Origin of the sequence: Aestuariibaculum suncheonense, from assembly GCF_014596935.1 — a bacterium.
Taxonomy (GTDB): domain Bacteria; phylum Bacteroidota; class Bacteroidia; order Flavobacteriales; family Flavobacteriaceae; genus Aestuariibaculum; species Aestuariibaculum suncheonense.
In genome coordinates, this window is record NZ_JACVXC010000001.1 from 1,221,554 (window position 1) to 1,235,205 (window position 13,652).

5 protein-coding genes are annotated in these 13,652 nt (G+C 35.4%); all 5 read left to right on the forward strand.

Translation table 11 applies throughout. The annotated features are described in order from the left end of the window. Positions 1 to 48 precede the first annotated feature (48 nt). The 5 genes from ICJ84_RS05230 to ICJ84_RS05250 all read left to right on the forward strand — a co-directional run bounded on the left by ICJ84_RS05230 (position 49) and on the right by ICJ84_RS05250 (position 13,645). Complete coding sequence (locus tag ICJ84_RS05230; protein ID WP_188215279.1) at positions 49 to 4,152, forward strand: two-component regulator propeller domain-containing protein; 4,104 nt, start codon at positions 49 to 51, stop codon at positions 4,150 to 4,152. A gap of 281 nt (positions 4,153 to 4,433) precedes the next feature. Beyond that, positions 4,434 to 5,768: a BNR repeat-containing protein gene (locus ICJ84_RS05235; RefSeq protein WP_188215280.1), complete on the forward strand. Its 1,335-nt coding sequence runs from the start codon at positions 4,434 to 4,436 to the stop codon at positions 5,766 to 5,768. A 4-nt stretch (positions 5,769 to 5,772) separates the two neighbouring features. Beyond that, the gene (locus ICJ84_RS05240; protein ID WP_188215281.1) at positions 5,773 to 6,951 is read left to right on the forward strand and encodes a glycoside hydrolase family 88 protein; all 1,179 of its coding nucleotides are present in this window, start codon (positions 5,773 to 5,775) and stop codon (positions 6,949 to 6,951) included. Between the two features lie 207 nt (positions 6,952 to 7,158). After that, the gene (locus ICJ84_RS05245) at positions 7,159 to 10,266 is read left to right on the forward strand and encodes a glycoside hydrolase family 2 TIM barrel-domain containing protein (protein WP_188215282.1); all 3,108 of its coding nucleotides are present in this window, start codon (positions 7,159 to 7,161) and stop codon (positions 10,264 to 10,266) included. Between the two features lie 172 nt (positions 10,267 to 10,438). Continuing rightward, positions 10,439 to 13,645 (forward strand): SusC/RagA family TonB-linked outer membrane protein, encoded by a 3,207-nt coding sequence (locus tag ICJ84_RS05250; RefSeq protein WP_188215283.1) that lies wholly within the window; start codon positions 10,439 to 10,441, stop codon positions 13,643 to 13,645. Positions 13,646 to 13,652: the final 7 nt, after the last annotated feature.

A 13,652-nucleotide genomic window follows, 5' to 3' on the forward strand; every position in this document is an offset into this window, starting at 1 on the left:
TTAGTCGTCTTAATATCCCGACTTCCTAATTATTAGTAGCGTTTTTTAATGAAACACCTTTTATTTTATATCACTTTTCTTTGGTTTTCCATGGGTATAGCTCAAAATTCTGTGCAGCAGCTTAATTCCATTGAACACGAACTTTATTTTTATTTATTAGATGTAGAGTTAGGCTTGTCGAACAATGGTATTAATAGTATAGCTCAGGATTCTTTAGGGTTTATTTGGATTGGAACTCCTGAAGGTTTGAATAGATATGATGGAACACAATTTACCGTTTTTGAAACAGATGAAGCAGGAGGTAATCAAAGTTTGAGCGACGATTTTATTAATGAAATTAAGGCTTTTAAGGATCATAAATTACTTATAGCTACAGATGAAGGGTTGAATGTTTATAATTCTAAAACCGAAAGAATAGAAGTTATTAATGAAGAAAAGGGCTTATTAGGCAGGCATATTTCTCATGTAGAATTAGGTGCTTTAGGGGAAATGTATTTAGCTGTTTTTGATCGCGGTATTCAGGTTTTCGATAAAAATAGAAAAACAAAGGTTTATAGTAACAGGACAAATGACGAAACGTCCCTGTCTTCTAATTACGCCAGTAGTATGGCACTTCAAGGTGATTCATTGTTATGGGTTGGAACGGCTGGTAACGGATTGAATAAAGTTAATCTAAAAACCGATAAAGTCACTCGCGTTTCGTTACAAGGAAAAGATCGAGGAAAGTATTTTTTAATTGAATCATTATTTAACGATAAGGATGGAAATTTATGGATTGGAGCGAATAACGGACTTCATGTGATAACGAATAAAAAAGACACATTACATCTTGGGACGTCTTTAAAGGAAGGCAAAGGGCTTAGTGATGATAACATCCTTTGTTTTGAGGAAGATTACTCAGGACAGTTATGGATTGGAACAAGAAATGGCGGACTTAATATTATTAATAAATCTGATTTCGTACATCAAAAAACAGATTTTCAGGTAAAGTGGTTTCTACCAGCCGATGATGGCTCCAGTGTGTTTAACAGAACGGTATCAGCCTTAAAAATGGATCAGGATGGTAATATGTGGATTGGAACCAGTACGGGTTTAAACTATGTAAACCCACAAGGCGAACCAATTAAGTTATTACGGAAAAAAGTCGGAGGTTTAGGACTTAGTCATGACCGGGTTGGTGCTTTAGCTGAGAGTTCAGACCGCCGTATATGGATTGGAACAGATGGTGCAGGTGTGGATTTATTTGATCCGGAAACGAGACAGTTTAAATATTTTAGGCATGACCCTAATAATTCCAATACCATAAGTAACAACTATATTATTTCGTTATTAGAAGATTCGAAAAAGCGTCTTTGGGTGGGAACCTATCAGGGCGGCTTAAATAAAATGGATCCGGAAACTGGTATTTGTAGGCATTATTTACAGGGCGATATATCGTTAGGAAGTGATGTTCGTGTGATTTTTGAAGATTCGAAGAACCAGATTTGGGTTGGTACTAACCGAGGGGGATTATATGTGTATGATGACATCTCTGATACTTTTAAGTTTATCAGTGTTTTAGGAAAACTTGATATCCGAGATATTAGTGAAGACGATAATGGTAATTTCTGGATGGCTACTTACGGCGATGGTATTTTAAAATACATTCCTATCCAAAATACGATGACTTTCTATAATTCCAGTAATATTCAGGGTTTTAAAACAGACGTGATATATAGTGTACTGGCTTTACCAAGCGGGGATGTGCTTGCTGGAACCCAAAACGAAGGTTTAATTCGTTTAAATCCAGATAAAAATGAAATCATACGATTTACTGAAAAAAATGGTTTAAGTAACAATACAATTACCAGTATAGTTATGGAGAATCAGGAGAATATCTGGTTAGGCACCCACAAAGGAATTAGCAATTACAATGCTTTAACCGATGTTATTCATAACTTAAAGACCTATACTAACGTTCAGCAGGGGAAATTTAATATAGGATCCAGTTTAATTACGTCGTCTGGTATGATATATCTTGGAGGTGATAAGGGACTGAATATTTTTAATCCCGATAACCTTCATAGTAAGCGAGAGACATATCCTATTGTTTTTAAAACTCTGGAAGTTTTAGATGAAAGGGTGGAAGTTTCAGATTATGAAAAAGATCCGATTTTAGACGAATCTATTCTTTTTGAAAATCAGATTTGTTTACAACCCAATCAAACATTTTTTTCCATCGATTATGTTGCTTTAAAATATCCGTTTGCTAAAAATGTGAATTATTCTTATCGAGTTGATGGCTATCATAGCCGTTGGATTAGCACAAATCAATACGGTAAAGTCAATCTTATTAATTTGCCTTATGGTGATTACACCTTAAAGGTTAAAGCAAAATTTGGCTCAGGAGATGAAACTTTTAAAAAATTAAAAATAAGGGTCCTTCCGCCGTTTTGGAGGACACCTTGGGCATATATTGGTTATCTGGTTGTTTTAGTTGCTGCTATATATTGGTTTATGAAGTATTATACCGAGCGTTTAAAACTTATCAATTCATTATCCATAGAAAAGAAGGAGCGTCAATTAGAGCATAATTTTAATGAAGAACGCATGCGCTTTTTTACAAGTTTTTCGCATGAACTCAAGACGCCTTTAACTTTAATTTTAGCACCGTTGGAAGATTTGATTTCAGAGGTGAAATCTATCAAGCATAAAAACAGTTTAACCTTAATTCAAAAGAATGCGAAGCAGTTACTGCAAACCATTAATAAACTTTTAGAATTTAGAAAAGCTAACTTAGGATTGAGTAAATTAAGAATTGAAGAGCATAATTTGAATGCATGTTTGGAACAGTGGATTCTTAATTATTTTCCGCTGGCAAAAAAACGCAACATTGCTTTAAGTTACGATTTGCAGGAAGAACCTATACTGGCCTGGTTTGATTTGGAAAAAATTCATATTATTTTCAATAATCTGTTATCAAATGCTTTTAAATATACGCCTGAAGAGGGTGAAATTTATGTGTCTTTGGTATATGATGAGGATAGTTTTGAAATCAAGGTTAGAGATACGGGGTATGGCATAAGTAAAGCTGAATTAGAACATGTTTTTGAAAGGTATTATCAGTCAAATTCAGTTAAAAGCAAACAAGGTATAGGTATAGGTTTGGCACTTTCTAAAAGTTTTGCCGAGCTACACATGGGAAGCATTCAAATTGAGAGTGAAGAGAAAAAAGGAAGTACCTTTACGGTAGTTATTCCTCGTGATAAATCTTTATTTGTGAATGCGGTTTTGGATACTACTAATACAACTGATAAGGAGGAATATACCGAGATTGAAGAGTGGGTGCCGTTTACAGATCTAGACAAAACGACCAAAACAAAATCTAATTTAAATGTAAGTGAAAACAAGGAATTGGTGTTACTTATTGATGATAATCCTGATATTTTAAAGTATTTAGATGGATTATTAGAAGGAAAATACGATCTCATTTATGCCAATAACGGGGAAGAAGGTCTGGACAAGGCCAAGCGTTACATTCCGGATTTGATAGTATCTGATATTATGATGCCTAAAATGAATGGCATTGAGTTATGTAACACCCTGAAAGAAACTACAGAAACCACGCATATTCCAATTATATTACTCACAGCTAAAGGCAATACAGATAGTATTCAGGAAGGATATAAATATGGAGCGGACGATTATATTGTGAAACCGTTTAGTGGCCAAATTCTACAGGCCAGAATTCGAAATTTGTTAGATGTTAGAAAGCAATTGCGTCATTATTTTTTAAATAGAAATGAGGATAAACCTGAAGGTTTTGGAGATAAGAATTCCTTATTAGATCAGGAGAAAGGCTTTTTAAATAAATTGACGCAGGTTGTACTTGATAATCTCGACCAGGAAAAAATGGATGTCTGGGATGTTGCTCAACATATGGGTATGAGTCGAACATCATTGTTTAGAAAACTTAAGGCCGTCACAGGGTTAAACATTAATCAGTTTATAAGAAAGGTAAAATTAGATAAAGCAGCAGAATTAATAGAGAGTGGAAATTACACCATTGCACAGGCATCTTATGAAGTTGGTTTTAATAACGTCAAATATTTTAGAAAACTGTTTAAAGAACAGTTTGAAAAGTTGCCTTCAGATTTATCTAAAAATAAATAAACGATGTTTGTTATGCATCCGTTTTTTTTCCATTTCAATTCGAAATAAAATGACCATAGAATTTGTGTCAAATTTCATTTAAGCCTTTGAATAAGTACTTAAATCAGAATGTTCTGTTTTTTTATTGCGTTCTGGACATTTTGTATCCCTGTTTTCGTCATTTATTATCCGCTTTGAAAAGCATTTTTGATGCAATTTTGGATTACCTGTTTTTATAAGCACATGTGATGAGCTTATGGAGCAAAAACCAACGAAACTAAAACAGTCATTTTACAACCAAAATGAGAAAAATTATTTTTCTTAAGTTTAACTTTTTCATTATAGCAACTAGCTATTTTCTGTGTATTGTATCCTGTGCCCAAAGCGTTTCTTATAGTTATATCGGGGAAGGTTGGAGCAAGAATTCAGTAAATACAGTTAAGTTCAGGAAAAATGCAATTACAACACATTCAGGATTTCAATTTGTAGCTTATTACGATCAGGATAGCTTTTTGGTGCTGGGAAAGCGAAACGCAGGAACTTCAGTTTGGAATATTGTAAGAACCCAATATCAAGGTAATACTGAAGATGCACATAACGCCATTAGCCTGGCACTTGATGGCGATGGGTATTTGCACGTAAGCTGGGATCATCACAATACCAAACTAAGATATGCGAAAAGTAAATTCCCATTAAGTTTGGAATTAGGTGAAGAATTGTCAATGACCGGTTTACAGGAGGATCAGGTAACTTACCCTGAATTTTATAATTTACCTGATGGTAATATGTTGTTTTTATATCGTTCAGGAGAATCAGGACGCGGCAATTTGGTGATTAATTCTTATGATGTTATCACAAAAACCTGGACTCAAATACAAAGCAACCTAATTGATGGGGAAAACCGACGCAGTGCTTATTGGCAGGCAGCTATTGATGATAAAGGAGTCATTCATCTATCTTGGGTTTGGCGCGAAACTTGGGATGTTGAAACCAATCACGATTTATGCTATGCACGTTCTTTAGACGGTGGAAAAACCTGGGAGAAATCAACGTCAGAAGTTTATAATTTACCTATTACTTTGGCTTCAGCGGAGTGTGCCTGGAAAATTCCCTCAAACAGTAATCTTATTAATCAGACCGCTATAACAACAGATAAAACAGGTCATCCTTATATCGTGTCTTATTGGAATGTAGAAGAGATTCCACAATATCAAATCGTGTTCTTAAAAGATAATATCTGGGAGAAAGTAAATACCGGATTTAGAACAGCATCTTTTGTTTTAGGAGGAGGAGGTACCAAAAGTATACCTATTTCCCGACCTGATATTCTGATTAAAGATGATTTGGTGGCTGTGATTTTCAGAGAAGCGTCCAGAGGAAATAAAGTATCCTTAGCTTATTCTCAGAATTTACAAAGTAAAACCCCCTGGAAAGTGATTGATTTAATAGAGGCCTCAGTCGGTCAATGGGAACCCAATTACGACATCAACTTATGGAACCGTAAAAAGAGACTACATGTGTTTATTCAAAATGTAACACAAGTAGATGGTGAAGGGCTTGCAGACAGGATTTCATCACCTATAAAAACGTTAGAGATAAATAATTTAAAAAAGTTCATAAAGAGAAAAAATAAATAGGAAAATGGTTAAACAGATTTTAATAATAACGATACTTATCGGTTCGTTTATCTCGTGTAAAAAGACAGATCCATTACTGGATAAAATAGATGAGACTTTAAAAACAGCAGCAACTCAATATGAACATTTACTGGAAGTTTTACCTGAGGGTAGATACCCTAAAACATATCACGCCAATCAAGGTGAATTAGAAACAAGTCGTTCTGGCTGGTGGTGTAGCGGGTTTTATCCAGGTTCGTTATTGTATTTAAATGAAGATACAAGTAATCCGGTTTTTCAAGAGGAAATAAAACGTGTGCTAGAAGATTTGCAACGTGAACAATACAACACGACGACCCACGATTTAGGATTTATGATGTATTGTAGTTTTGGAAATGCAGAGCGTTTACATCCATCAGCAGCATATAAAAACATATTAATGAATAGTGCGAAATCTTTGGCCTCCAGATTTAATGATACTGTTGGTTGTATAAAATCCTGGGATTCTTCAAATGATGACTATTTGGTGATTATCGATAATATGATGAATTTGGAATTATTATTCTGGGCTTCTAAATACAGTAAAGACCCTACATATTATGACATTGCTGTAACGCATGCAAATACCACTATGCAAAATCATTTCAGGAATGATTATAGTTCTTACCATGTGTTAAACTACAGTAAGAATGATGGTTCTGTAAAAAGGAAACGCACGGCGCAAGGGTATTCTGATGCATCGGCTTGGGCTCGTGGGCAGGCTTGGGCATTATATGGTTATACGGTAATGTATCGAGAAACTAAAGATAAAAAATATCTGGCCCAGGCCAATGGTATTGCAGGGTTTATTCTTAATCACCCGAATATGCCAAAGGATATGGTGCCTTACTGGGATTTTGATGCACCTGATATTCCCAATGCTTTAAGAGATTCATCGGCGGGTGCTATTATGGCCTCTGCTTTATTAGAATTGGGATATTATGTTGAAGGCGATTTGGCAGAGAAATATATTACGGCAGCTAAAGTCATGATTAGTACATTAACATCTGAACATTATATAGCGCATGATAATAGTAACGGAGGGTTTCTTTTAAAACATGGCGTAGGGCATATTCCTGAGAAAACAGAAATAGATGTTCCCCTTACTTATGGTGATTACTATCTGATAGAAGCTATGATGAGGTATAAACATCACAGGATTTAGAGGTTTGATGGCAATAAGTTGATTCTGTGTTTTTTGCTGATATTGAGGCATAGGATGTAAATCGTCATTTGGACATTTATTACCCTCTTTTTAGTCAGTTTATCCCCTTCTCCTAAGTTTGAAATTTTTCAAATTTGTGATGTTGTTAAAAGTGTCTTTTAGACATTTTATAAATTATAACTAAATATAAAACAAACAAATTATACAATGCGTAAACTAGTTTTAGTTCCATTATGCTATCTATTAATTAATTTAGGTTTTGCCCAAAACAATAAAAACGAATGGGAAAATCCTTCTATTGTTGATAGAAATAAAGAAGAAGGTAGAGCGTCTTTTGTGCTTTATCAAGATGAAACTTCTGCTGTAAGCGGCTTAGTGGAAACATCTGAATATTATCAGAGCCTGAATGGTACATGGAAATTTAATATTGTTAAAAAGCCATCTGAAAGGCTTTTAGATTTTTACAGAACTGATTTAGACGATTCTAAATGGCGTTCAATTAAAGTGCCTTCAAACTGGGAAATTGAAGGTTATGATACACCTATATATACTAATGTAACGTATCCATTTCCAAAGAATCCACCTTTTATTGATGAAAATTATAATCCAGTTGGAAGTTACAGAACGACTTTTAAAGTGTCAAAAGATTGGGCTGATAAAGAAGTGATATTACATTTCGGCTCTATATCGGGTTATGCCAGAATCTTTTTAAATGGAGAGGAAGTAGGTATGACTAAGGCTTCTAAAACAGCTGCAGAGTTTGTTATTACTAAATATTTAAATGAAGGAAATAATGTTCTTGCAATACAAGTGTTTCGCTGGCATGACGGAAGCTATTTAGAAGATCAGGATTTCTGGCGTTTAAGCGGTATCGAGCGTGATGTGTATTTACAGGCAATGCCAAAAACCACCATTTGGGATTATTTTGCTCAGGCAAATTTAGATGATACTTATACAAACGGACTTTTTAACGCTGATATCGATTTAAGACAATTCGGAAAAAAAGCATCTAAACATCAAGTGGCTTCTATTGTATTACAGGATGCTAACGGCAATACGGTGTATTCTGAATCTAAGAATATTGATGCCTCAACCACTCAGGTTAATTTTTCAACTACAATAAAAAATGTAGAGAAATGGAGTGCCGAATCCCCGTATTTATATCGTTACATCATCAAGTTATCTGATAAGAAAAACACCCAGGTTATTTCTAAGAAAATTGGTTTCAGAAAAGTAGAGATAAAAGATGCTCAACTGATGGTAAACGGACAGTCTTTAATGGTTAATGGGGTAAATCTTCATGAACACGACGGAATTAAAGGGCACACTCCTGACAGGGAAACCATGCTCCTAGATATGAAAGTGATGAAGCAAAATAATATTAACTCTATTCGTATGAGTCATTATCCGCATGATCCTTATTTATATGAACTTGCTGATGAGTACGGCTTTTATATTGTCGATGAAGCTAATATTGAAACTCATGCTATGGGTGCTGAAAAACAGGGCTGGTTTGATAAAGAAAAACATCCGGCTTATCTACCTGAATGGGCACCGGCACATTTAGACCGCATGAAGCGTATGTTAGAGCAGGACAAAAATGCAACCTCTATTATTTTATGGTCTATGGGGAACGAATGTGGTAACGGGCCAGTATTCTACGAAGGTTATAAATGGCTAAAAGAGCGAGATAAAACCCGTTTTGTTCAGTTTGAGCAAGCCGATGAAAATGCCAATACCGATATTGTATGCCCGATGTATCCTGGAATTGATTACATGAAGGATTATGCGAACTCTGATAAGCAAAGACCTTTTATTATGTGTGAGTACTCACATGCTATGGGAAATAGTAATGGGAACTTTCAGGAATACCGAGACATTATGAACACCAGTAAAAAAATGCAAGGTGGCTTCATCTGGGATTGGGTAGACCAAGGATTAAAAACAGAAACCGAAGACGGCAGAATGTTCTGGGCTTACGGCGGTGATTTAGGTGGAGCAAATTTACAGCACGACCAAAATTTTTGTGCTAATGGATTGGTGTCGGCTGACAGAACACCGCATCCAGCACTAGAGGAAGTTAAGAAGGTTTTTCAAAGTATTGCTTTTAAGCTAAACGGAAATAATCTTCAAGTTACTAACGAATATAATTTCACCAATCTAGATCAATATACTTTTAAATGGGTACTGAAAGCTAATGGGGCCAAGATGGACGAAGGTGCTTTTGCGGTATCGGCGCTACCAAACGAATCTAAAGATGTGATTTTAAATCTACCGATGTTAGATGGTAATAAGGAATATTATTTAGATGTTTATGGTTATACTAAACATGAAGCACCATTAGTTCCTGCACATCATGAAGTTGCCAGAGAACAGTTTAAAATTGGAGAGCATTCCTATTTTGAGAATAGCCTAACATTTACTGGTGATTTAAAATATGTAGTTAACGATAAAGTATTGTTGTTCTCAAGTGGATCTGTTGAAGGTGCATTGGATTTAAATGCCGGTAAATTAATTCAGTATTCGTTTGCCGATAGTGATACAAAAACGATAACAAATTTCCCGGAACCCTATTTCTGGAGAGCCCCAACCGATAACGATTATGGTAACAAAATGCCAGAACGTTTGGGCGATTGGAAATCAGCACATCAAGATTTAGAAGTTAAGCATGTAGAAGTTGGTAAACAGAATGCACAAGGGCTTCCTGTAAAAGTAGAATTTACAATCAAGAAATTCAATATACCATATACTGTTGATTATCTTATTCAAAATGATGGTTCCATAAAAATCACGGCCAGTATTAACATGGAGGGTAAAGATTTACCGGAGTTACCAAGATTTGGTATGCGTATGGTAGTAGATGGAAGCTTCGATAATTTATCATATTACGGAAGAGGTCCCTGGGAAAATTACTCCGATAGAAATACATCGTCATTTTTAGGCCTATACAACGACAAGGTTGAGCATCAATACACCTGGGAGTATATCCGTCCACAAGAAGCAGGTTATAAAACCGATGTACGTTGGTTAAGCCTTGAAAATTCAGGAAATCAAGGTTTAAAAATAACAGGAATGCAACCTTTAGGCTTTAGTGCTTTGCATATATCTACAGAAAGTTTAGATGGGGGTAAATACAAAAGTCAAACTCATCCAACAGATATTAAAGTCGAAAACGACAAAGTTTATTTACATATCGATTTAAAACAACGAGGTGTTGGAGGCGATAATAGTTGGGGCGCTTATCCTCATAGACCATATCGATTACACGATAAACAGTATACATATAGTTACCAAATAAAACTATTCAGGGATTAAAGGAAAATTAGAGCTCCTGAAGCTCATTTAAAATAACTAAACTAAATAATTATGACATGAAAACTAAACCAAACCAAACCAAGATTTTTTTTGATATCAAGTTTCTTAATAGAAGCAATGAATATTAAAACCATTTAAACAAAAACTAATTAATATGATAAAACTAATTAAAATGAGAAAAGTCTTTTTTTCTTGTCCTGAATTTGATTTTAAGTTCAAATTGGTCGTACTCTTCTTATGTGTGACTGCTTATCAAGTTCAAGCAAACGAAGGAAAAACGGTAGATTTCAAGAATGAAATCCAGAAACGAACCATAACAGGGGTTGTTAAAGATGCTACCGGAATGGTGTTGCCTGGAGCTAATGTTTTAGTGAAGGGAACTACAAAAGGGGTTATGACAGATTTTGATGGAGAGTTTCAATTGGATATTGAAGATAGCGCCAAAATCTTAGTGGTTTCTTATGTGGGTTTCGAAACACAGGAAATAGTTATAGGAAGCAAATCGGTATTCACTATTGTACTTAATGAAAACAATGAGGCTTTAAAAGAAGTCGTTGTTGTTGGTTTTGGTACGCAAAAGAAAGCCAGTTTAGTAAGTTCAATTACTACAATATCACCTAAAGAGATTAAAGGGCCCACAAGTAACTTAACCACAATGATGGCGGGTCGTGTTTCAGGTATGATTGCGGTTCAAAGAAGTGGTGAACCGGGAGCTGATAACTCTGATTTCTTTATTCGAGGTTTAGGATCTTTCGGGTCAGGTAAGGTTAACCCGTTAATCTTAATTGATGGTATTGAGTCAAGCACGACAGATATGGCACGTTTACAGCCAGATGATATTGAAAGCTTTTCTGTATTAAAAGATGCTGCAGCTGCAGCAGTTTATGGTGCTCGTGGAGCGAACGGGGTCGTATTAATTACAACCAAAATGGGTAAAGCAGGAAAAACACAATTTCAGTTACGTAGTGAAACGAGAGTGTCTTCTAACACCAGAAACTTTAATTTTGCCGATAATATTACCTATATGCAATTGGCTAATGAGGCTGCTTTAACCAGGGATCCTCAGGCATCATTGCCCTATACTCAAAATAAAATATACAGAACATCTATAGGAGATGATCCATATTTATACCCAAGTAATAACTGGGTAGATGAGTTAATTAAAGATTATACCATTAACCAAGGATTAAATTTTAGTGCGCAAGGTGGTGGTGAGAAGGCTAAATATTACATTTCAGGGACTTATAATGTTGATAATGGGGTGTTAGATGTAGATCCTATTAACAATTTCAACAACAATATCAAATTACGAAACTATTCCGTTAGAAGTAACCTAGATGTAAATTTAACACCTACAACCAAAGGTATAGTTCGTGTTTACGGACAGTTTGATGATTATAACGGACCTGTAGGAGGCGGCGCTCGTATTTTTAACTTAACCTTATGGTCTAATCCGGTTAAGTTTCCAAAGGTGTATCCTTCTAGTTATTTACCTTTTATAGATCATCCTTTATTTGGAGGTGCACAGGCTACAAATAATAGTGGTTCTGCCATATTAATAAACCCATATGCTGAAATGGTAAGAGGATACCAAACAAATAAAGCTTCTACTATTCAAGCACAGGTTGAAATTAAACAAGATTTGGCAGGAATCACCGAAGGTTTATCGGCCCGTGCCATGGGGTATGTGCGACGTTATTCATATTATGAAGTTGCAAGACAGTATAATCCGTTCTTTTACCAAGGGTATATAAGTCCGTTTTCCGGAGAATTAGAACTGGATGTTTTAAATGATGGAGGACAAGGAAGTGTAGGGGTACCAGGAACCGAGTATTTGGATTATGCTGAAGGAAGGAAAGATTTAGATTCTCGAATTTATTTAGAAACGGCTATTAACTATAGTCGCGTATTCAATGAGAAGCATGCCGTTTCCGGGATGTTGGTTAACTTATTATCAAGTTACGAAACGGGTAATGCCGGAAATGTACAAAACTCATTACCAAACAGAAACCACAGTTTGTCAGGACGTTTTACTTACGGATATGACGATAGATACTTATTTGAATTTAACTTTGGGTACAATGGATCTGAGCGTTTTGCCAATGGAAGTCGTTACGGATACTTTCCGTCTTTAGGGTTTGCTTATCGCGTGTCTAAAGAAGATTACTGGGATGGATTAAGAGATGTGGTATCTGATTTTAAATTACGTTTTACTTACGGTCTTGTGGGGAACGATGCTATTGGAAATGTTAATGACCGTTTCTTTTACTTATCAAATGTAAATTTAAATGATGGAAATTATGGTGCTGTTTTTGGAGAGCAATATGGATATTACAGACCAGGGGTGTTTACCTCTCGTTATTCAAATCCTAATATTGGCTGGGAAAAGTCAAAGCAAACTAACGTAGGTTTCGATTTAGAATTATTTAATTCCTTAAACCTTATCGTTGATGTATTTAAGCAGAATCGTACTAACATTCTTCAGGAAAGATCCAATATTGGAGCTACCTTAGGTTTAACAGCTACACCTGCTACTAATTTTGGAGAAATGGAAAGTAAGGGTTTGGATGCTTCTTTAACTTACGACAAATCGTTTAATCAAGACTGGTATACACAGTTACGAGGTAATTTTACATTTGCTACCAATGAAATTCTAGTGTATGATGAAGTGTCTTATCCAGATGACCTAGCTTATCGTTCAAGAATAGGAAATAATGCAAATCAAGTTTATGGCTATATTGCCGAGCGTTTGTTTATTGATGATAAAGAGGTAGCAAACTCACCAACACAATTTGGTGAAGTTAGAGGAGGAGACATTAAGTATCGTGATGTTAATGGTGATGGAGTTATAACTTCTAACGATATGGTTCCAATTGGATATCCAACAACTCCAGAAATTGTTTATGGTTTTGGCGGTACATTAGGCTATAAGAATTTTGATTTCAGTATCTTTTTCCAAGGGGTAGCGAGAACATCTTTATTTATTAACCCACAGAATATTTCACCATTCGTTATCAATGGAAGTGCCCAAAACGGCTTGTTAAAGGTAATAGCCGATGATCACTGGTCTGAAGCAAATAGAGATTCCTATGCTTTCTGGCCAAGGTTAAGTGATGAGTTCATTGAAAATAATAACCAAACTTCTACCTGGTGGATGCGTGACGGATCATTTTTAAGATTAAAAACTATTGAAGCAGGATATAATTTCCCGGAGAAATTTGTGTCTAAAATAGGCATGCAATCGGCAAGACTTTACTTCAGTGGTAATAACCTTGCGGTTTGGAGTAAGTTTAGATTATGGGATCCTGAAATGGGGGGTAATGGTTTAGGTTACCCTATCCAATCGGTGTATAACTTAGGTTTAAAAGTAGATTTTTAAAAATAAA